The 20,102-nt window shown below is 65.8% G+C and carries 18 protein-coding genes and 1 pseudogene; 13 read left to right on the top strand and 6 right to left on the bottom strand.

Going from position 1 to position 20,102, the window contains the following annotated elements; translation table 11 throughout:
* Positions 1-56: 56 nt before the first annotated feature.
* Complete coding sequence (gene secA / locus ACXJL8_RS09855) at positions 57-2,897, bottom strand: preprotein translocase subunit SecA (protein WP_456684935.1); 2,841 nt, start codon at positions 2,895-2,897, stop codon at positions 57-59.
* Positions 2,898-3,252: 355 nt separating this feature from the next.
* Here secA and ACXJL8_RS09850 point away from each other — a divergent pair, with 355 nt between their 5' ends.
* The 3 genes from ACXJL8_RS09850 to mutT all read left to right on the top strand — a co-directional run bounded on the left by ACXJL8_RS09850 (position 3,253) and on the right by mutT (position 5,949).
* Positions 3,253-4,185: a peptidylprolyl isomerase gene (locus ACXJL8_RS09850; RefSeq protein WP_456684934.1), complete on the top strand. Its 933-nt coding sequence runs from the start codon at positions 3,253-3,255 to the stop codon at positions 4,183-4,185.
* Between the two features lie 101 nt (positions 4,186-4,286).
* Complete coding sequence (gene argJ, locus ACXJL8_RS09845; RefSeq protein ID WP_456620028.1) at positions 4,287-5,528, top strand: bifunctional glutamate N-acetyltransferase/amino-acid acetyltransferase ArgJ; 1,242 nt, start codon at positions 4,287-4,289, stop codon at positions 5,526-5,528.
* Between the two features lie 10 nt (positions 5,529-5,538).
* On the top strand, positions 5,539-5,949 hold the full coding sequence (mutT, locus tag ACXJL8_RS09840; protein ID WP_456620027.1) for an 8-oxo-dGTP diphosphatase MutT: 411 nt from the start codon (positions 5,539-5,541) through the stop codon (positions 5,947-5,949).
* 97 nt (positions 5,950-6,046) lie between these two features.
* Here mutT and ACXJL8_RS09835 read toward each other — a convergent pair whose 3' ends face one another.
* A complete protein-coding gene (locus ACXJL8_RS09835) occupies positions 6,047-6,895 on the bottom strand; it encodes a methyltransferase domain-containing protein (RefSeq protein WP_456620026.1) in 849 nt (282 codons plus the stop codon).
* A 291-nt stretch (positions 6,896-7,186) separates the two neighbouring features.
* On the opposite strand from ACXJL8_RS09835, the gene ACXJL8_RS09830 reads away from it, so the two are divergent.
* From ACXJL8_RS09830 to ACXJL8_RS09810, 5 genes are all read left to right on the top strand, one after another.
* Positions 7,187-7,501 (top strand): NIPSNAP family protein, encoded by a 315-nt coding sequence (locus tag ACXJL8_RS09830; RefSeq protein WP_456620025.1) that lies wholly within the window; start codon positions 7,187-7,189, stop codon positions 7,499-7,501.
* A gap of 65 nt (positions 7,502-7,566) precedes the next feature.
* Positions 7,567-8,358 (top strand): ComF family protein, encoded by a 792-nt coding sequence (locus tag ACXJL8_RS09825; RefSeq protein WP_456620024.1) that lies wholly within the window; start codon positions 7,567-7,569, stop codon positions 8,356-8,358.
* Positions 8,359-8,405: 47 nt separating this feature from the next.
* Positions 8,406-8,681 (top strand): glutaredoxin 3, encoded by a 276-nt coding sequence (grxC, locus tag ACXJL8_RS09820; RefSeq protein WP_456620023.1) that lies wholly within the window; start codon positions 8,406-8,408, stop codon positions 8,679-8,681.
* Complete coding sequence (locus ACXJL8_RS09815; RefSeq protein ID WP_456620022.1) at positions 8,678-9,556, top strand: carbon-nitrogen hydrolase family protein; 879 nt, start codon at positions 8,678-8,680, stop codon at positions 9,554-9,556. The genes grxC and ACXJL8_RS09815 overlap by 4 nt, the downstream gene beginning before the upstream one ends.
* Complete coding sequence (locus tag ACXJL8_RS09810) at positions 9,553-10,035, top strand: DUF1178 family protein (protein ID WP_456620021.1); 483 nt, start codon at positions 9,553-9,555, stop codon at positions 10,033-10,035. The genes ACXJL8_RS09815 and ACXJL8_RS09810 overlap by 4 nt, the downstream gene beginning before the upstream one ends.
* Before the next feature lie 139 nt (positions 10,036-10,174).
* On the opposite strand, the gene ACXJL8_RS09805 is transcribed toward ACXJL8_RS09810, so the two are convergent.
* From ACXJL8_RS09805 to ACXJL8_RS09795, 3 genes are all read right to left on the bottom strand, one after another.
* Positions 10,175-11,074 carry an EamA family transporter gene (locus ACXJL8_RS09805; RefSeq protein WP_456620020.1) on the bottom strand — a complete coding sequence of 300 codons (900 nt, stop codon included), beginning with the start codon at positions 11,072-11,074 and terminating at the stop codon, positions 10,175-10,177.
* A gap of 158 nt (positions 11,075-11,232) precedes the next feature.
* Positions 11,233-12,012 carry a bifunctional 2-polyprenyl-6-hydroxyphenol methylase/3-demethylubiquinol 3-O-methyltransferase UbiG gene (gene ubiG, locus ACXJL8_RS09800; RefSeq protein WP_456620019.1) on the bottom strand — a complete coding sequence of 260 codons (780 nt, stop codon included), beginning with the start codon at positions 12,010-12,012 and terminating at the stop codon, positions 11,233-11,235.
* Positions 12,013-12,026: 14 nt separating this feature from the next.
* Complete coding sequence (locus tag ACXJL8_RS09795; protein ID WP_456620018.1) at positions 12,027-12,494, bottom strand: PH domain-containing protein; 468 nt, start codon at positions 12,492-12,494, stop codon at positions 12,027-12,029.
* A gap of 148 nt (positions 12,495-12,642) precedes the next feature.
* Here ACXJL8_RS09795 and ACXJL8_RS09790 point away from each other — a divergent pair, with 148 nt between their 5' ends.
* The 5 genes from ACXJL8_RS09790 to ACXJL8_RS09770 all read left to right on the top strand — a co-directional run bounded on the left by ACXJL8_RS09790 (position 12,643) and on the right by ACXJL8_RS09770 (position 19,704).
* Entirely contained in the window at positions 12,643-13,899 is a 1,257-nt protein-coding gene (locus ACXJL8_RS09790) for an aspartate kinase (RefSeq protein WP_456620017.1), read from the top strand.
* Positions 13,900-14,181: 282 nt separating this feature from the next.
* Positions 14,182-16,449 (top strand): phosphoenolpyruvate--protein phosphotransferase, encoded by a 2,268-nt coding sequence (gene ptsP, locus ACXJL8_RS09785; protein WP_456684933.1) that lies wholly within the window; start codon positions 14,182-14,184, stop codon positions 16,447-16,449.
* 57 nt (positions 16,450-16,506) lie between these two features.
* A complete protein-coding gene (prfA, locus tag ACXJL8_RS09780; protein ID WP_456684932.1) occupies positions 16,507-17,592 on the top strand; it encodes a peptide chain release factor 1 in 1,086 nt (361 codons plus the stop codon).
* A gap of 7 nt (positions 17,593-17,599) precedes the next feature.
* Positions 17,600-18,481, top strand: a complete 882-nt coding sequence (gene prmC, locus ACXJL8_RS09775) for a peptide chain release factor N(5)-glutamine methyltransferase (RefSeq protein ID WP_456620014.1) — start codon at positions 17,600-17,602, stop codon at positions 18,479-18,481.
* A 464-nt stretch (positions 18,482-18,945) separates the two neighbouring features.
* The gene (locus tag ACXJL8_RS09770) at positions 18,946-19,704 is read left to right on the top strand and encodes a DUF4167 domain-containing protein (RefSeq protein ID WP_456620013.1); all 759 of its coding nucleotides are present in this window, start codon (positions 18,946-18,948) and stop codon (positions 19,702-19,704) included.
* 65 nt (positions 19,705-19,769) lie between these two features.
* On the opposite strand, the pseudogene ACXJL8_RS09765 reads toward ACXJL8_RS09770, so the two are convergent.
* A pseudogene (locus tag ACXJL8_RS09765) lies at positions 19,770-20,102 on the bottom strand (methyltransferase type 11); the annotation flags it as partial.

Below are 20,102 nucleotides of genomic sequence, written 5' to 3'. Positions count from 1 at the left end.
GGCCGCGGCGTACTGGATGCCCCGCTTTCGCGGGGCATGACAGTGGGGCCTAACTACTAAGCGTACCGCCCGTGGCAGTGCTTGTACTTCTTGCCGCTGCCGCACGGGCAGTCCTCGTTGCGGCCGATCTTGCCCCAGGATGCCGGGTTCTTCGGATCGCGCAGCGCCGCGTCGGTGRCCTGCGGCGCCAGCGTGACGCTGGCGAGCGCCATCTCGTCCTCGCCGGTGTTCGGGTCGAACTTGTGCGCTTCCATCGGCGGCAGCGCGGGCGCTTCCTGCTCCGGCGGGATGATCTCGACCCGCATCAGCTGCGCGGTGACGGCCTCGCGCAGATGCGCGCTCATCTCCTGGAACAGGTTGAAGGCCTCGGTCTTGTACTCCTGCAACGGATCGCGCTGGCCATAGCCGCGCAGGCCGATGACCTGGCGCAGATGGTCGAGCATGATCAAATGCTCGCGCCAGAGATGGTCGAGCGTCTGGAGCAGAATGGTCTTCTCGACGTAACGCATCACGTCGGGGCCCCATTGCCCGACCTTGGCCGCCATGTGCTCGTCGGCTTTGGTCTCGATGCGCGTGAGCAGCTCCTCGTCGGCGATGCCCTCTTCCTTGGCCCAGTCGTCGACCGGCAGGTCGAGATCGAGCACGCGCTTCAACTCTTCCTTCAGCCCGGCTGTGTCCCACTGCTCGGCATAGGCATGCTCGGGCACGTGCTTGGCGACGAGGTCGTCGATGAAGGCGTGGCGCATGTCGGCGATGGTCTCGGCGACGCTCTCGTCCTTCATCAGCTCGACGCGCTGGTCGAAGATCACCTTGCGCTGGTCGTTCTGGACGTTGTCGAACTTGAGCAGGTTCTTGCGGATGTCGAAGTTGCGCGCCTCGACCTTCTGCTGCGCCTTCTCCAGCGCCTTGTTGATCCAGGGATGGATGATCGCCTCGCCCTCTTTCAGGCCGAGACGCTGCAGCATGCTGTCGAGCCGATCCGAGCCGAAGATGCGCATCAGATCGTCTTCCAGCGACAGGAAGAACTTCGAGCGGCCGGGGTCGCCCTGACGGCCGGAACGGCCGCGGAGCTGGTTGTCGATGCGGCGGGATTCGTGACGCTCGGAGCCCATGATGTAGAGGCCACCCGGCTTGGTCACGGTCTTGGCGGGCCTGTTGCCCTTCGCCGGCTCGATCTCGACGACCTCCTCCGCCTTCAGCACGATCTCGCGGAAGCGGTCGACGTCGGCCTTGATCTGCTCGATCTTCCTGGCCTTCTCGGCCTCGTCCTCGATGCCCGCGGTCTCCTTCGGGATGCGCATATCGAGCGAGCCGCCGAGCTTGATGTCGGTGCCGCGGCCGGCCATGTTGGTCGCGATCGTGATCGCGCCGGGAACGCCGGCTTCGGCGACGATATAGGCTTCCTGCTCGTGGAAGCGCGCGTTCAGCACCGCAAACAGCTTTGCCGGCTTGCCGGCGCGGGCCGCTGCGTAAAGCTTGTCGAGCGCGTTCTCCTTGCCGAAATCGATCTGCTTGTAGCCGTTCTTCTTGAGGAACTCGGCGAGCACTTCCGACTTCTCGATCGACGCCGTGCCGACCAGCACCGGCTGCAGCCGCGAATTGGCACGCTCGATCTCGGCGAGGATGGCCGAATATTTTTCCTGGTGGGTGCGATAGACCTCGTCGTCCTCATCCAGGCGGCCGACCGGCACGTTGGTCGGGATCTCGACGACCTCGAGCTTGTAGATGTCGAAGAGTTCGTCGGCTTCGGTCAACGCCGTACCGGTCATGCCCGCAAGCTTCTCGTACATGCGGAAGTAATTCTGGAACGTGATCGAGGCGAGCGTCTGGTTCTCGGGCTGAACCTGGACGTGCTCCTTGGCTTCCAGCGCCTGATGCAGGCCTTCGGAATAGCGCCGGCCGGCCATCATGCGGCCGGTGAACTCGTCGATGATGATGACCTCGTCGTCGCGGACGATGTAATCCTTGTCGCGGGTGAACAGCGTGTGGGCGCGCAGCGCCTGGTTGATGTGATGCACGACGGAGACGTTCTCGACGTCGTAGAGCGACTCGCCCTTGAGCTGGCCGGCGTCGCGCAGCAGCGTCTCGATCTTCTCCATGCCGGCTTCGGTCAGCGTCACCGTGCGCTGCTTCTCGTCGACGTCGTAATCGGTCTTGTCGAGCTTGGGCAGGAAGCCATCGATGGTGTTGTAGAAGTCGGAGYGGTCGTCGAGCGGACCGGAGATGATCAGCGGGGTGCGCGCCTCGTCGATCAGGATGGAGTCGACCTCGTCGACGATCGCGTAGAAGTGCGGTCGCTGGACCATGTCCTCGAGCCGGTACTTCATGTTGTCGCGCAGATAGTCGAAGCCGTATTCGTTGTTGGTGCCGTAGGTGATGTCGCAGGCATAGGCCGCCTTGCGCTCGGCATCGTCGAGGCCATGGACGATCACGCCGGTGGTCATGCCGAGGAAGCTGTAGATCTGGCCCATCCAGCCGGAGTCGCGGCGGGCGAGGTAATCGTTGACGGTGACGACGTGGATGCCCTTGCCGGCGAGCGCGTTGAGATAGACCGCAAGCGTCGCCACCAGCGTCTTGCCTTCGCCGGTCTTCATCTCGGCGATGTCGCCCTCGTGCAGCACCATGCCGCCGATCAGCTGGACGTCGAAATGGCGCTGGCCGAGCGTGCGCTTGGCGGCCTCGCGCACGGTGGCGAAGGCGGGCACCAGGATGTCATCCAGCGTCTTGCCCTCGGCGAGCTGCTTCTTGAACTCGGCGGTGCGGGCCTTGAGCGCCTCGTCCGAGAGCTTCGACACCTCGGGCTCCAGCGCGTTGATCGCGTTGACGCGGGACTGATATCCCTTCACCCGCCGGTCGTTGGCGGAGCCGAAAAACTTGCGGGCGAGCGCGCCGATCATGCCTAGTTCCTGTGTTCGCGATTTAACCGCGTTGCAGCCAAGAGGTTGTCACCCGCCTGCCTATCAACTCACCGTGACGCCTGATGGCGCCAGAGCCCGGACTGCGGGGGGTCATCCGCCATATGGGTGGGAATTGAGCAAGTCTGGGTTCAACGGCCAAAAACGCAGCAAAATAAACGCCATCGCCATGGACGCGACCGGGCAGAGATATGGCCCGGTCAGGGCCTTGTCAACGGCGGCCGCCTTGCGGCTAATTCATCATTTTGACAGACTTTTCGCGTTGCCAAGCCCCCTTGATTGGGCGAGTGTCCGCCCCGCTCGAGCAGCCCCCGCTTCAACATAATAAGGATTTTCCATGACCACCTCGTTCCCGGTAACGAAAACCGGCCTGCGCTTCGGCCTCGCCACCGCCCTTGCGGGCTGCCTTGCGCTGGCGCTGATCGCGGGTCCYGGCCGGGCTGCCGATGATCCGGTCCTGGCAAAGGTCAATGGCTCGGACATCAAGAAGAGCGACGTCGCCATGGCCGAGGAGGAACTCGGGCCGAGCCTCGCCCAGATGGATCCGGCGACCAAGGACGAGAACGTCCTGTCCTTCCTGATCGACATGAAGATCGTCGCCAAGGCGGCCGAGGACAAGAAGATCGGCGACAGCGAGGAATTCAAGAAGCGCCTGGCGTTCGCACGCAACCGCCTCCTGATGGATGGCCTGCTTGCCAGCGAGGGCAAGGCGGCGACCACCGACGACGCCATGAAGAAGGTCTATGAGGAGGCCTCCAAGCAGATCACCGGCGAGCAGGAAGTCCATGCGCGCCACATCCTGGTCGAGACCGAGGACGAGGCCAAGGCGGTGAAGGCCGAGCTCGACAAGGGCGCCGATTTCGCCGAGCTCGCCAAGAAGAAGTCCAAGGATCYGGGCTCGGCCGATGGCGGCGACCTCGGCTTCTTCACCAAGGAACAGATGGTGCCGGAATTCTCGGCGGTGGCCTTCGCGCTGGAGCCGGGCAAGATCTCCGACCCCGTGAAGTCGCAGTTCGGCTGGCACATCATCAAGGTCGAGGAAAAGCGCAACCGCAAGGCGCCGGACTTCACCCAGGTCAAGGCCCAGATCGAACAATACGTCACCCGCAAGGCCCAGGCCGACTATGTCGCCAAGCTGCGCGCCGAGGCCAAGGTCGAGCGCCTGGACCAGCCGGCGGATGCGGCGAAGGACGCCAAGCCTGCCGACGCGGCCAAGCCTTCCGATGCGAAGCCGTCCGACAGCAAGATGGCGCCGCCGGCGAAGAAGTAAGAATTCGCTGTCACTTCACGGACGCCAATAGTATCTAACGTCGCAATGGCCGGGCTTCGCCCGGCCATCTGCATATCCAGACCCCACCAAGGCGCCCAACGATGTCCTCCTCCGTCTCCCCGCTTGCCCCGAAACATGTTCCCGACATGCCCGCCATCGCGGGCGTCCGTCTTGCGACGGCCGAGGCCGGCATCCGCTACAAGAACCGCACCGATGTGCTGCTGGCGGTGTTGGACAAGGGCACCGCGGTCGCCGGCGTCTTCACCAAGTCGAAATGCCCCTCGGCGCCGGTCGAATGGTGCCGCGCAAAGCTGAAGGGCGGCAAGGCGCAGGCGCTGGTGGTCAATTCCGGCAATGCCAATGCCTTCACCGGCAAGACCGGCCGTGGGTCCACCGCGCTGACCGCGAAGATCGCGGCCAAGGCCGTCGGGTGCGGCGAGAGCGAGATCTTTCTGGCTTCGACGGGAGTGATCGGCGAGCCGCTGGACGCCACCAAGTTCGACGGCGTGCTCGGACGCCTCGCCGAGAGCGCAGAGCCCGCGAGCTGGCTCGACGCGGCCAAGGCGATCATGACCACCGACACCTTCCCCAAGGTCGCGACCGCGACCGTCAAGCTCGGCAAGGCCAAGGTCACCATCAACGGCATGGCCAAGGGCGCCGGCATGATCGCCCCCGATATGGCGACAATGCTGTCCTTCATTTTCACCGACGCGCCGATCGCGCCGGCCGCGCTCCAGGCCCTGCTCAAGAGCGGCGTCGAGGACACGTTCAACGCCGTCACCATCGACGGCGACACCTCGACCTCCGACACGCTGCTGGCCTTCGCGACCGGAGCCGCGGCCGAACATGGCGCCCCGAAGATCAGCCGCGCCAGCGATCCGCGCCTGAAGGCTTTTGCCAAGGCATTTTACGGCGTGCTCGCTGATCTCGCCGAACAGGTGGCGCGCGACGGCGAAGGCGCGCGCAAGCTGGTCGAGATCACCGTGGAAGGCGCCAAGACCAAGGCATCGGCGCGCAAGATCGCGATGTCGATTGCCAATTCGCCGCTGGTCAAGACCGCGATCGCCGGCGAGGACGCCAATTGGGGCCGCGTGGTGATGGCGGTCGGCAAGGCCGGCGAGCCCGCCGACCGCGACAAGCTGTCGATCTCGTTCAACGGCATCCGGGTCGCCAAGAGCGGCGCGCGCGATCCGTCCTATGACGAGGTGCAGGTGTCGGAGGCGATGAAGGCGCCGGAGATCGCGATCAAGGTCTCGCTCGGCCTCGGCAAGGGCCGCGACCGCGTGCTGACCTGCGACCTCACCAAGGAATATGTCGCGATCAACGGGGATTACAGGTCGTAGCGGAAAGCCGATGGCCGATCTCAAGCTGACACTGGTGGTGGCCTGCGCGCTGGTCGACGCCGACAAGCGCGTCCTGATCGCGCAGCGCCCCGCGGGCAAGGCACTGGCCGGCCTCTGGGAATTTCCCGGCGGCAAACTCGAGCCCGGTGAACGGCCGGAGCAGAGCCTGATCCGCGAGCTGCACGAGGAGCTCGGCATCACCGTGGCCGAACCGTGCCTGGCGCCACTGACCTTCGCGAGCTACGGCTACGAGACCTTCCATCTGTTGATGCCGCTCTACATCTGCCGGCGCTGGGAGGGACAGGTGGAGGCGCGCGAAGGCCAGACCCTCGCCTGGGTCCGCGCCAACAAGCTGCGCGACTACCCGATGCCGCCGGCCGACATCCCGCTGATCCCGCATTTGATTGATCTGCTGATGTGACGATGCCCTTGCATCGTCATTCCGGGGCGCGCGAGAGCGCGAACCCGGAATCTCGAGATTCCGGGTTCGATGCTACGCATCGCCCCGGAATGACCAACTAGCTCTCCCCCGCCTTCTTCACCGCCTCCGCAAGGCTGGCCTTGGCCGACCCCGGCTTGAGCGGCTGCTGCTGGCTCGCATGCGGCGCCCAGCCGGAGAGCCAGATGATGTCGAACGTCGCACGGATGCGGCCGTCGGCATCGGAAAACCGTTCGGCGTAGATTTCGGCCATGCGCAACAGCGTCGCGCGCCGGCTCGGTGTGCGGCGCCGCTCGACCAGCACATTGGCCGCGCCCATGCGCCGCAAATCCTGCATCAGCGCGAACGCATTGCCATAGCGCACCACGACGCGGTCGACGTCGGTGACCGGCAGCGCGAATCCCGCCCGCTGCAACAGCGCGCCGATGTCGCGCAAGTCGGCGAACGGCGCGACGCGCGGCGACACGCCGCCCTCGCATTCGGCTTCGGCGGCAGCAAAGGCCTGCCGCAGCTCGGTCAGGCTGTCGCCGCCGACCATTGCGGCGAGCAGCAGCCCGTCCGGCTTCAGCGCGCGCCGCACCTGTGCGAGCACGCCGGGAAGATCGTTGACGAATTGCAGCGCCAGCGCCGAGACGACGAGATCGACAGATTCTGGCGCGAAGGGCAGCTCCTCCGCACCGGTGTCGTCAAGCGCAATCCGCTGAAGTGACGGCAGCCTTGCGCGCAGTGGCGCGAGCCCTTCGCCGGGCGTCCAGAGATCGGCCGCCGCGCCAAACTCCCGCATCACCGCGGCCAGCCGGTCGGACATGTCCTCGGCGGCCCGATCGAGCAGAAAGCTCACGGCACCTTGCGCCCGCGCACGCTGCTGCCGCGCGTGCAACAGAGCACGATCGAACAAGGCGGGCGGGGTTTGCGGGTTTTGAGTCATGCCGCTGGTTACGCCGATCCAAGTCGTTCTGGCAATCCTCCCGCGTGTCCCGGACGCGGTGCAGCTCGACGTGACGCTCCACAGGGCCGGGATCCATGCTTCTGAGGGCGCGGCTCTCCGGGCCCCTGCTCGGCCGCGCAACGCTTTGCATTGCGCGTTGTCCGGGGCACGAGACCGGCGCTCACGGCTTGAGCCTGCTGCGGTAGAGCGCTAGCCTTCCCTCATCGAAGCCGACATCGGCCCTCGCATTCCAATGAGCGCCAGGTTCGTGGCGCGACGGAGCATCGAACGATGATCACCTGTTACCTGCGATACGAGGTCCGCCTGGACAAGCTCGCCGAGTTCGAAGCTTACGGCAGGATGTGGCTGGAGCTGGTGCCGAGATTCGGCGGCGTCCACCATGGATACTTCCTGCCGTCGGAAGGGGCGAGCGACGTCGCGCTGGCGATGTTCAGCTTCCCGAGCTTCGCGGCCTACGAACAGTACCGGAAGGACAGCGCCGAAGATCCGGACGTTCAGAAGGCGATCGCCTTCGCAAGGGAAACCCGCTGCTTCCGCCGTTTTGAGCGATCGTTCTTCCGACCCGTGCTGCCGAAAGAGTCGTAGGCCGGGCACCGATAAGAACAGTCCATCGGCTTGAGCGTGGCGCAGGACGGCGCTAGCCTTGCCCAATGGACGCCGAGGCATCACGCTCCATTTCAAACCATCTGCGCGGCGCGTTGAGCGCCTGCCGCGACGTGTTGGCGCATCTGCCAAGGCTCGCGCTCGACATTGCGCTGCCGACGCTGTGCGTGTCGTGTCGCGAGCCGGTCGAGGGCGAGGGTGTTTGCGCGGCCTGCTGGGCGCGGCTGTCGTTCATCGAGCGGCCCTATTGCCCGCGGCTCGGCATTCCCTTCGTGTACGACCCCGGCCCCGACATGCTGTCGATGGAGGCGATCGCGAGCCCGCCGGCCTACCAGCGGGCGCGCGCGGCGGTGCGCTATGACGACGTCGCGCGCACGCTGGTGCATGCGCTGAAATACCAGGATCGCACCGATCTTGCGCCTGCCATGGGCCGCTGGATGGCGCGCGCGGGCGGCGAGCTGCTCGCCGGGGCCGACATGCTGGTGCCCGTGCCCCTGCATTGGCGCCGGGCCTGGCGGCGCCGCTACAACCAGTCCGGGGCGCTGGCACGAATCATCGAGCGGCAGAGCGGCGTGAGGGTTCGGGGCGAGGTGCTGCGCCGGGTGCGCGCGACCGAGCAGCAGATCGGCCTGTCGCGCGCCCAGCGCGCCACCAATGTGCAGGGCGCATTCCAGGTATCCCCCGACCGTCAGGCCGAGGTCCAGGGCCGCCGGATCGTCCTGATCGACGACGTCCTGACCTCCGGGGCGACGCTGGATGCCTGCGCCCGGGCGTTGCTCCGCGCCAAGGCGGCCCAGGTCGACGTGCTGGTGTTCGCCCGGGTTGTGGAGCCCCGGTGAAGTCCCATATAATTCAATGAATTCATGACATGAGAGCGCCAGACAACATGACCGCTGCTGTCGAGATCTACACCAGGCCGGGCTGCGGCTATTGTTCCGCCGCCCGGTCACTGCTGACCCGCAAGAAAGCGACCTTCACGGAATTCGACATCGCCAAGAACCCGTCCTGGCGCGACGAGATGTACGGCCGCGCCGGCGAGGGATCGACCTTCCCGCAGATCTGGATCGGCGGAACCCATGTCGGCGGCTGCGACGAGCTCTACGCGCTCGACCGCGAAGGCAAGCTCGACGGCATGCTGGGCAACCTGAAGGCCACGTCATGAGCGAGAACCGCACGTTCACTGCCGCCATGGTGCAGATGCGCACCGGCCTGATGCCAGAGCCGAGCCTCGCGCAGGCCACCAAGCTGATCCGGCAGGCTGCGGCCAATGGCGCCGACTACGTGCAGACGCCCGAAGTCAGCAACATGATGCAGCTGAACCGCAAGGCGCTGTTCGAGTATCTCCAGAGCGAAGAAGACGACACCTCGCTGAAGGCCTACCGCGCGCTCGCGGCGGAGCTGAAGATCCACATCCATGTCGGATCGCTGGCGCTGCGCTTCTCGCCGGAGAAGGCGGTCAATCGGTCCTTCCTGATCGGCCCCGAGGGCAACGTGCTCGCGAGCTACGACAAGATCCACATGTTCGACATCGAGCTGCCGGACGGCGAGAGCTACCGCGAATCCGCCAATTACCAGCCGGGCGAGACCGCGGTGATCTCCGACCTGCCCTGGGGCCGTATCGGGCTGACGATCTGCTACGACGTGCGCTTCCCCGCGCTCTACCGCGCGCTCGCGGAGAGCGGCGCGTACTTCATCACGGTGCCCTCTGCCTTCACCCGCAAGACCGGCGAAGCGCATTGGCACGTGCTGCTGCGGGCGCGCGCGATCGAAACCGGCTGTTTCGTGTTTGCCGCCGCGCAGGCGGGCCTGCACGAGAACAAGCGCGAGACCTATGGCCACTCGCTGATCATCGATCCCTGGGGCGAGATTCTCGCCGAGGGCGATGTCGAGCCCGGCATCATCATGGCGAAGATCGACCCGGCCAAGGTCGAGACCGCGCGCCGGGCGATCCCGTCGCTCCAGCACGGCCGCCGCTTCGGTGTCACCGATCCCAAGGCGGGACCGGATCACCTGCACCTCGTGCGGGGATCGGCATGATCCGCTACGCGCTTCACTGCGACCGCAACCACGAATTCGAAAGCTGGTTCCAGAGTTCGTCGGCCTACGACCAGCAGGTGAAGCGCAAGCTCGTGACCTGCCCGATCTGCGGCTCGGCCAAGGTCGAGAAGGCGATCATGGCCCCGCGCATCGTCGGCAAGAAGGGCCGCGGCCCTGCAACGCCGCCGCCGGAACCCGTTGCCGCGACCTCGCCCGAGGCTGCGCCGTCCGGACCGACCTCGCTGCTGATGGCCCAGGAGCGCGAGCTGCGCGCCAAGCTGAAGGAGCTGCGCGATCACATCGTCAAGAACGCCGACAATGTCGGCGAGCGCTTTGCGAACGAAGCCCGCGCGATGCATTACGGCGACAAGGAGCACCGCCCGATCTACGGCGAGGCCTCGCCCGACGAGGCCAAGTCGCTGATCGACGAGGGCATCGAGGTGTCGCCATTGCCGACGCTGCCGGAAGATAGGAACTGACGCGCGAAGCGCGTCATCCCGGGATGGTCCGAAGGACCAGACCTCAGATGCGCAATTGCGCATCGGGGGATCTCGAGATTCTCAGGAGCGCAATTGCGCTCCATAGTTCGCCCTTCGGGCGCCCCGGAATGACGAGAAACTACACTCCCACCAGTACCGCCACACCGATCACGATCAGCGCGATGCCAAAGATCTCGCGCGGCGCGATCGGCTGCTTGAACGAGTAATGCGCCACGCCTTGCGCGAACAGCACCTCGATCAAGGCGAGCGTGCGGACATTGGCGGCGGCCGTCAGCCCCAAGGCGAGAAACCAGAACTGCGAGGCGAAGGCGCCCATGAAGCCCGCCAGCAGCGACGGCTTCCATAACCCCAGTATCGCCCGCAACACGTTTGGCGCGCGCCAGAGCAGATAGATCGTCAGGATCAGTGTCTGCACGAACAGACTGAGCACCAGCGTGACGGACGAGGCCGTCACGAACGACACGCCGGGCACCGTGATGACGGCCCCGCGAAAACCGACCGCCGAGAGCGCGAACGCCGCCGCCGCGACGAGGCCGGTGATGGTCGGCTTGAGTTCGGCAAAGCTCTTTTCGCCGCCGGGACGAAGCGCGGTGATAACGACGCCGACGGTCGCGGTCACAATCGCCAGCACCTTGAGCCAGGTCAGGTGATCGCCAAGGAAGACGAAGCCGAAGATCGCGGTCTGGATCGCTTCCGTCTTGAGGTACGCCGTCGTCACCACGAAGGAACGGTCGTTCATGGCGAGCAGCATCAGGCCGGTGCCGACGATCTGGCTGAGCGCGCCGAGCAGGAGCCATGACCAGAATACGGTCGGCGGCATGCTGAGATGATCGCCGGTGGCGGTCAGCACCACGGCCAAAAACAGCAGCGAGAACGGGAAGCCGAACAGGAAGCGGATATTGGTCGCGCCCCAGGTCCCCAGCGGCTTCGTCAGCGATCGCTGCATCGCATTGCGCGCGACCTGCCCGGACGCGGCGATGATGGTGAAGGGAATCCAGAGGCTGGCGACGGTGAGCATGGGGCGGGGTGGCGGTGGGAGGGCTAAGGATTGCGGCCAACCTGCCGCCAGCGCTCAAGCAGGTCAATCACGCGGATGTCATGGGTGCGATGCTCTCGCAACAAACACGGTGTCGTTGCAGCCTGCCTCGTACAGGCGATTAAGCCGCTACAAGCAGCTCACACCATCCCTTCCGCCACGACCATGTAGTTCACGTCCATGTCGGAGGAGAGGGTCCATTTGTCGGCGAAGGGTGAGTAGACGACGCCGGTCTGCTCGGTGATGACGAGGCGGTTGTCGAGAAGATACTTCGTCAGCTCGTCGGGGGTGACGAACTTGCTCCACTCGTGGGTGCCGCGCGGCAGCCAACGCAGGACGTATTCGGCGCCGACGATGGCGAGCGCAAAGCTCTTCCAGTTTCGGTTAAGGGTGGAGACCACCATCAGGCCGTTCGGCTTCAGCATCGCGGCGCAGCGCTTCAGGAACACGCCGACATCGACGACGTGCTCGACCACCTCCATCGCCAGCACGATGTCGAAGCGCTCGCGCGGGTCGATCTCCTCCACCGTGGTGCAGCGATAGTCGATCGCAAGATGGCTCTTGTCGGCATGCAGCTTCGCCGCGGCGATGTTGCTGACCGAGGGATCGACACCGATGACCTGGGCCCCTAACCGCGACAACGGTTCGCAGAGCAAGCCGGCGCCGCAGCCGATGTCGAGCACGCGCAGGCCGCCAAGGCAGTTGAGGCTGCGCACATTGCGCTCGAACTTGCGACAGGCGGCGTCGCGGATGTAGCCGAGGCGCAGCGGGTTGATCCGGTGCAGCGGCGCCATCTTGCCCTTGGGGTCCCACCACTCCGCCGAGAGTTTTGAGAATTTTGCGATCTCGGCGGCATCGACGGTCGAGCCCGGCTGGGCGCTTGCGGTTGCGGTTGCGGAAGTATTTTGCTGCATGCTCATGGATACGCGCGGTCCTACCGCGTGGTGATCGAACTACGGAAGGCGAGCGGTGAAGCGATGGTCGCGATGGTTTCGCGCCCCTCGCCGACGCCATTGATGGTCACGTCGCCATAGTTGAGAATTCGTCCAAGAATCGTCTGGTTGACGTCGACGCTCTCGACCTTGTCCAGCGCCATCTCGAAGGTGCGGCGCTTGATGAACCCGGTCTTGTGGACGACCCGCAGATTGGTGACGTCGGTCTCGGTGGTGAACCGATGGAACCAGCCCTTCACGGTCCAGTAGAGCGCCGCCAGAGCGACCAGGCCGGAGGCGACGAGACAGAGCAGGACGAGCCCTTCGACGGTGGCCTGCCGCGACAGAACGAACAGGGCCAGAGCCACGATCCAGGCCAGAATGGCCGGCAAATGGAAGATCCAGTGCGCGTTGGTCGAATACAGCACCTTCTCGCCCGGCTGCAGGATCTCGTCGATATAACGCGCCATGATCTCGGTTAACCCACTACCCCCGCACCCTGCCCCCGCAGGAACCCGCTTGCCCCCGGCCCCGCCGCTCTGTATACGCGCGGTCGGAAATCCGCGGCACCGACGCGGGCCACCATACTGATCCTTATGAGGGAATGCACGCGTCGTCATGAGCCGCCTCGTGATGAAATTCGGCGGCACATCCGTCGCCAATATCGAACGTATCCGCAACGTCGCACGCCATGTGAAGCGTGAGGTCGACGCCGGCCACGAGGTGGCCGTGGTCGTCTCGGCGATGTCCGGCAAGACCAACGAGCTGGTGGCCTGGTGCACCGAGGCCTCGCCGATGCACGACGCGCGCGAATACGACGCCGTGGTCGCCTCGGGCGAACAGGTCACTTCGGGCCTGCTCGCCATCGTGCTCCAGGGCATGGGCATCCAGGCCCGCTCCTGGCAGGGCTGGCAGATCCCGATCAAGACCAGCGACGCCCATGCCTCGGCCCGGATCGAGGACATCGACGGCACCGAGATCATCAGCCGCTTCAAGGAGCGGAAGGAGGTCGCCGTCATCGCCGGCTTCCAGGGCATCAACCCCCAGACGGGTCGCATCACCACGCTCGGCCGCGGCGGCTCCGACACCTCGGCGGTCGCGATCGCCGCCGCCGTCAAGGCGGACCGCTGCGACATCTACACCGACGTCGATGGCGTCTACACCACAGACCCGCGAATCGTGCCGAAGGCGCGCCGGCTCGACAAGATCGCGTTCGAGGATATGCTGGAACTGGCGTCCCAGGGCGCAAAAGTGCTCCAGGTCCGTTCGGTGGAACTCGGCATGGTCCACAACATGCCGATCTTCGTCCGCTCGAGCTTCGACAAGCCCGAGGATATCGACCCGCACGCCAACCAGCCGCCCGGCACGCTGATTTGCAGCGAGGAGGAGATCATGGAAAGCCACGTCGTCACCGGCATCGCCTTTTCGAAGGACGAGGCCCAGATCTCGGTGCGCCAGATCGAGGACAAGCCGGGTGTCGCGGCGTCGATCTTCGGCCCGCTGGCGGACGCCAACATCAACGTCGACATGATCGTGCAGGGCGTCTCCGAGGACGGCAAGACCACCGACCTCACCTTCACGGTGCCGGCCGCCGACTACACCCGCGCCAAGGACACGATCACCGCCGCCAAGGCCACGATCGGCTATGCCCGGCTCGACACCGCCACCGACGTCGCCAAGATCTCGGTGATCGGCAGCGGCATGCGCAGCCATGCCGGCGTCGCCGCCCAGGCGTTTTCGGCCCTCGCGGGACGGAATATCAACATCCGGGCCATCACAACCTCCGAGATCAAATTCTCGGTTTTGATCGACACCGCCTATACCGAGCTTGCGGTGCGCACCCTGCACACGCTCTACGGCCTCGATCAGGCTTAGGCTAATTTTCTCTTAGCGGTCGCAGCAAACGCGAAGGTGTACACACCTTCGCGTCTGGCAGGCGTTTTGCTTGGCAAAACAAGCCCCAATTCGCTATACGGCGAACAGGGTGGGCTGCCACATACTGTGCCCCAGTTGCGGCGGTGCTGATTCGGCTCAGGCGATGGCTCTAGCGATCGCCCGGGTCGGCGCCGGATGAGCAAATTCGTTGTTTTTCTGGATTTTTCGGGCGAGCCGCCGGCGTCCCTTTCGGGCCCGGCTGACGAAGGAGATTGAGGGGACATGCGGAGCGCGTCGGGAGGTCCCCGCGTCTTGTTGAGACGGCTCCGCGAAACCATGGCGGAGCAGGTCTCGGCCCAGGAGCGGCTGGACAAGATCGTGGTGCTGATCGCCGCCAACATGGTGGCGGAGGTGTGCTCGGTCTATGTGCTGCGCATCGACAACACGCTCGAGCTCTACGCCACCGAAGGCCTCAACCGCGAGGCGGTGCACCACACCGTGCTGAGCGCCCATGAGGGCCTGGTCGGCCTCGTCGCCAGCGAGGCGACGCCGCTCAATCTGAGCGACGCGCAGAGCCACCCGGCCTTCTCGTTCCGTCCCGAGACCGGCGAAGAGATCTATCACTCCTTCCTCGGCGTGCCGATCCTGCGCGCCGGCAACACGCTCGGCGTGCTGGTGGTGCAGAACCGCGCCAAGCGCACCTATGTCGAGGAGGAGCTCGAGGCGCTGCAGACCACCGCCATGGTGCTGGCGGAGCTGATCGCCTCCGGCGAATTGTCCGCGCTGGCCCAGCCGGGCCAGGAGCCGGCTGCGCGGCATTCGATGCAGAAGGTCGGCGCCATCCTGTCGGAGGGCATCGCGCTCGGCCATGTCGTGCTGCACGAGCCGCGCGTCGTCATCAAGGACTATATCGCCGAGGATCTGCCGAAGGAAATCAAGCGGCTCGACACCGCGCTCGCCAAGCTGCGCTCCGACCTCGACCGCATGCTGGAGCGCGGCGACGTCGCCGAAGGCGGCGAGCATCGCGACGTGCTCGAAGCCTATCGCATGTTCGCCAACGACCAGGGCTGGTCGCACAAGCTGCACGAGGCCGTCGCTACCGGCCTCACGGCGGAAGCCGCCGTCGAGCGCGTGCAGTCCGACACCCGCGCCCGCATGCTGCGCTCGACCGATCCCTATTTGCGCGACCGCCTGCACGATCTCGAAGATCTCGGCTACCGGCTGATGCGGCAGCTGGTCGGCCAGGACCACGCGCCCTCGCGCGAGCAACTGCCCGACAACGCCATCGTCATCGCGCGCGCGATGGGACCGGCGGCGCTGCTCGACTACGACCGCAAGCGCCTGCGCGGCATCGTGCTGGAGGAAGGCACCGCCAATTCCCACGTCTCGATCGTGGCGCGCGCGCTCGGCATTCCCGCGGTCGGCGAGGTGCCGAACGCGCCGGGCATCGCCGATCCCGGCGACGCCATTATCGTCGACGGCACGTCCGGCTCGATCTATGTGCGCCCCTCGCAGGAAATCGAGGCGGCCTTCGCCGAGCGCGTGCGCTTCCGCGCCCGCCGCCAGGCGCAGTATCTGGCGCTGCGCGACCTGCCCTGCGTCACCAAGGACGGCCAGCAGGTCGAGCTCTTGATCAACGCGGGTCTCGCCATCGACCTGCCGCATATCGAGGACACCGGCAGCGCCGGCATCGGCCTGTTTCGCACCGAGCTGCAATTCATGGTCGGCCAGAGCCTGCCGCGCACCAGCGACCAGCTCGCGCTCTACCGTGCGGTGCTGGATGCCGCGGGCACGAAGCCGGTCACCTTCCGCACCCTCGACATCGGCGGCGACAAGGCGCTGCCCTATATGGAGACGGTGATCGAGGAGAATCCGGCGCTCGGCTGGCGCGCGATCCGGCTCGGGCTCGACCGTCCCGGCCTGTTGCGCGGCCAGATCCGCGCGCTGCTGCGCGCCGGCGGCGGCCGCGCGCTGCGCATCATGTTCCCGATGATCTCGGAGGTCGCCGAGTTCGATTCGGCAAAAGCCCTGGTCGAGCGCGAGCTCACTTATCTCCGCCAGCACGGCCACACGCTGCCGGAGCGAATCGACATCGGCACCATGGTCGAGGTGCCGGCGCTGCTCTATCAGCTCGACGAGCTCCTGAAGAAGGTCGACTTCATCTCGGTCGGCTCCAACGACCTGTTCCAGTTCCTGTTCGCGGTCGACCGCGGCAATGCCAAGGTCTCGGAGCGCTTCGACACCATGTCGGCGCCGATCCTGCGCGCGCTGCGCGACATTGCGCGCAAGACCCTGGCGTCGAAGAAATCGCTCTCGCTGTGCGGCGAGATGGCTTCGAAGCCGATCGGCGCGCTGGCCCTGATCGCGATGGGCTATCGCTCGCTGTCGCTGTCGGCGACCGCGCTCGGCCCGGTCAAGGCGATGGTGATCGATCTCGATGCCAGGAAGGCCGAAGCGATGCTCGGCCCGTTGCTGGATGCCCCGGCCGGCAGCGTCTCGATCCGGCAGAAGCTGACGGAATTTGCCGAGGCCGAGGGCCTGGCATTGTAGCGGGCCTGTCGCCCGCGTCCGCCGCCTCGCCGCCTTCCGCCATTTGAGACTTACCCGATGTCGTCACTCCCCGAAGCCAAACTGGACGTCCTGCTCGCGCATCATGCATCGCTCGAAGCCGAATCGCTCGGCCAGCTCGCGTCCGAGCGCTACGTGCAGATCACGCGCGAGCTCGCCGAAATCACGCCGCTGATCGAGGCGGTGAAGACTTACCGGTCTGCGGTTAAAGAACTCGCCGACACCGAAGCGCTGATCGCCGATCCCGCGACGGATGCCGAGATGCGCGGCATGGCCGAAGCCGAGCGCGACGAGCTGACAACCAAGATCGAGGAACTGGTCCAGAATATCCGCGTCGCGCTGCTGCCCAAGGACGCCATGGACGACCGCAACGTGGTGCTGGAAATCCGCGCCGGCACCGGCGGCGACGAGGCCTCGCTGTTCGCCGGCGATCTGTTCCGGATGTACGAGCGCTTCGCGAGCCTGCAAGGCTGGAAGGTCGAGGTGATCTCGGCGAGCGAGGGCACCGTCGGCGGCTACAAGGAAATCATCGCCGAGGTGCAGGGCCGCGGCGCGTTCTCCAAGCTGAAATTCGAATCCGGCGTCCACCGCGTGCAGCGCGTGCCCGACACCGAGACGCAAGGCCGCATCCACACCTCCGCCGCCACCGTCGCCGTGCTGCCCGAGGTCGAGGACGTCGACGTCGACATCAAGACCGACGATCTGCGCATCGAGACCATGCGCGCGCAAGGCGCCGGCGGCCAGCACGTCAACAAGACGGAATCGGCGATCCGTATCACCCACATCCCGACCGGCATCGTCGTGATGATGCAGGACAGCCGCTCGCAGCACAAGAACCGCGCGTCCGCCATGAACATCCTGCGTTCGCGCATCTACGACGCCGAGCGCCAGCGCGTCGATGCCGCGCGCTCGGCCGAACGCAAGGAGAAGGTCGGCTCCGGCGATCGCAGTGAACGCATTCGCACCTATAATTTCCCGCAAGGGCGCGTCACCGACCATCGCATCAATCTGACGCTCTACAAGCTGCCGCAGGTGATCGCGGGCGAAGCGCYCGGCGAGCTGATCGACGCGCTGACCACCGAGCACCAGGCCGCGCAGCTCGCCGCGCAAGGCGCGGCGGCGTGACGCGCACGTGAGCAATCCCTTCACCGGACAATCCATCGAGAGCGCGCGGCGCGCGCTGGCCGCGCAATTGAGAGCGGCGCAGCTCGACGAAGCCGAGCTCGACGCCCGCATCCTGCTCGGCGCGGCACTCGGCCTCGATCTCACCGGCCTGATCGCGCAGGCCACCCGCCTGCTCACCGACGCCGAGGCGCTGCAACTGGCGCGCCATGCCCAGCGGCGGATCGCGGGCGAGCCGGTGGCGCGCATTCTCGGCACGCGGGAATTCTGGGGCCTGCCGTTTCGCTTGTCGGAAGCAACGCTGGTGCCGCGCCCCGACACCGAGACGGTGGTCGAGCTCGCGCTCGAAATTTTGCGCGAACGGCAGGCCTCCCATCCGGTACGCATCGCCGATATCGGCACCGGGTCGGGTGCGATTCTGCTGGCGCTGCTGCACGAGATTCCAACCGCGTTCGGCGTCGGCACCGATCTCAGCCTCTCTGCGCTTCATACCGCGAGAGGCAATGCCAAAGCCCTCGGCCTTGGCGACCGGTCTGCCTTCGTCGCCTGCTCCTATGCAGCGGCGCTTAGCGGGCCGTTCGATCTCATCGTCTCGAATCCGCCCTATATTCCCTCGGGCGAAATCCCGAAATTGAGCATCGAGGTGCGCGCGCACGATCCGCATCTGGCGCTCGACGGCGGCAATGACGGATATGATGCCTATCGTGCCCTGATCCCCCAGGCGGCTGAGCTGCTCGCCCCGGGGGGAGCACTCGTCGTCGAGGCGGGACAGGGCCAGGCCCGAAATATTGAAACCTTGATGACGGCGGCTGCGTTGACGGTGGACAGGCCGCCCAGGGCCGACCTGGGGGGTATCCTGCGGGCGGTTCCGGCCCGGAAAATGCCCCCATAAAAGCCGGATTGGGCTGCAAAAAACCTCTTGGAATATCCGGTCGGAACGACTACCTTCTGCCTAGCACATCGGTGTCGGCCCCGTAGACCTACGGGCGAAAGCCGGGCTCTCGAGCGAGAGCTTCACTGATTTAAGGTTCCAAGCCGCAGGTCCTGTGAAGCGCGATAGCCAGTTTGAGCTGCGCTGCTCTCCGACCGCAACGTGAACGAAAGCCTGATATTGCGCGCGAAGACTAACGCAAGAAACCAGGGCTTGTTTTGGCAGGCAAAATGAATGGGTTCGCCGGCGATGAATGCTGGCGGGTGGGGAACGCGTCTTTGTTGAACGCGACGGTCGACGAACATCGGCAGGGATCGATCCGCTCTTGCGCGCGGTGCGCGCGAGAGACGTGAACCGCTGTCATTGGGTCACTCACAGCAATCAGTAATGCGTGCAACCTTTAGGGCTGGAATTAAAGGCAGGACATGAGAAACGGTCAGAACAAGCAGCGGATGCGCAACCGGAATAACAACAACAATAACAACAATCATAACCGGCGCGGCCAGAACCCGATGACCCGGGTCTACGAGTCGAACGGACCCGACATCAAGATCCGTGGTACCGCTTCGCACATCGCCGAGAAATATCTTCAGCTCGCGCGCGACGCCCGCTCCTCCGGCGATCCGGTCGCCGCCGAGAACTACTACCAGCACGCCGAGCACTACTTCCGCTTGATCGCTGCCGCCCAGGAGCAATTCCGCCAGAACCAGCAGCCGCGCGGCGACGAGCCGATGAGCAGCAGCAGCAGCGACGACGGCGAGGACGACGGCGAGAATTTTTCGAATTTCGGCCAGGAGCCGGGCTTCGTTCCGCAGCCGCAGCAGCAGTCCTTCGTGCGCGACGGCGGCCAGCGCGACCATCAGCCGCGCGACAACCAACCCTATCAGCGCGACAACCAGCAGCCGCGCGAGCACCGCGAGCGCGAGCACCGTCCGCAGCCGCAATATCAGCCCCAGCCGCAGCCGCTGCCGCTGAACCAGCCGCAGCCTGTCGTCGCCGACGCCGGCAACGTCGACCGCCTGCCCTCCTTCATCACCGGCCCGCAGCCGCAGGTGAACGGTGCTGAGACCGCCGGTGGCGGCGAGCGCTTTCCGCGGCGGCGCCGCCGGCCGCATGGCGGCCCGCGCCCCGAGCGCGAGGCCGCTCCGGCCGCCTCGAGCGATGATCTCGCCCCCGGCGAGTAAGCCGCGTCTCGAACTTTTCGATGTTCTGAATTGCATCGTCCCGGCTCCGCCGGGACGATTTGCTTTCAGGTGTGCGTCACCGTCGTGGAAGACGGCACCAGTACCGGCTTCAAGGAGGGAATCAGCCGCGCCCGCTCGCGCTTGGCCGGGATCGCGCGATAGACCTGCTTGGTGGCCTCGACGATGTGCACGCCGGCAAAGGGCAGCGACAATGCCGCACCGGCGCGCTCCCACATCTGCGCCGATTTCAGCACCCAGCCACCGGCATAAGGCGGCATGAACAGCGCCTCGCCCCAGGCGGTCGGCGTGAACCAGGTCTGGCGCAGCAGGTCGGTGATCTGCGAGCGCGAATAGGGCCGGCCGTGACCGAATGGCGTGTTGTCCGAGCGGGTCCACAC

Source organism: Bradyrhizobium sp. P5_C11_2 (assembly GCF_054049755.1).
This window is presented reverse-complemented; position numbering and strand designations above follow the sequence as displayed.

Bases quoted from the DNA above. Each gene is read 5' to 3' on its own strand.
- argJ (WP_456620028.1), top strand. From the start codon at position 4,287: ATGTCCTCCTCCGTCTCCCCGCTTGCCCCGAAACATGTTCCCGACATG.
- mutT (WP_456620027.1), top strand. From the start codon at position 5,539: ATGGCCGATCTCAAGCTGACACTGGTGGTGGCCTGCGCGCTGGTCGAC.
- ACXJL8_RS09835 (WP_456620026.1), bottom strand. From the start codon at position 6,895: ATGACTCAAAACCCGCAAACCCCGCCCGCCTTGTTCGATCGTGCTCTG.
- ACXJL8_RS09830 (WP_456620025.1), top strand. From the start codon at position 7,187: ATGATCACCTGTTACCTGCGATACGAGGTCCGCCTGGACAAGCTCGCC.
- ACXJL8_RS09825 (WP_456620024.1), top strand. From the start codon at position 7,567: ATGGACGCCGAGGCATCACGCTCCATTTCAAACCATCTGCGCGGCGCG.
- grxC (WP_456620023.1), top strand. From the start codon at position 8,406: ATGACCGCTGCTGTCGAGATCTACACCAGGCCGGGCTGCGGCTATTGT.
- ACXJL8_RS09815 (WP_456620022.1), top strand. From the start codon at position 8,678: ATGAGCGAGAACCGCACGTTCACTGCCGCCATGGTGCAGATGCGCACC.
- ACXJL8_RS09810 (WP_456620021.1), top strand. From the start codon at position 9,553: ATGATCCGCTACGCGCTTCACTGCGACCGCAACCACGAATTCGAAAGC.
- ACXJL8_RS09805 (WP_456620020.1), bottom strand. From the start codon at position 11,074: ATGCTCACCGTCGCCAGCCTCTGGATTCCCTTCACCATCATCGCCGCG.
- ubiG (WP_456620019.1), bottom strand. From the start codon at position 12,012: ATGAGCATGCAGCAAAATACTTCCGCAACCGCAACCGCAAGCGCCCAG.
- ACXJL8_RS09795 (WP_456620018.1), bottom strand. From the start codon at position 12,494: ATGGCGCGTTATATCGACGAGATCCTGCAGCCGGGCGAGAAGGTGCTG.
- ACXJL8_RS09790 (WP_456620017.1), top strand. From the start codon at position 12,643: ATGAGCCGCCTCGTGATGAAATTCGGCGGCACATCCGTCGCCAATATC.
- ptsP (WP_456684933.1), top strand. From the start codon at position 14,182: ATGCGGAGCGCGTCGGGAGGTCCCCGCGTCTTGTTGAGACGGCTCCGC.
- ACXJL8_RS09770 (WP_456620013.1), top strand. From the start codon at position 18,946: ATGAGAAACGGTCAGAACAAGCAGCGGATGCGCAACCGGAATAACAAC.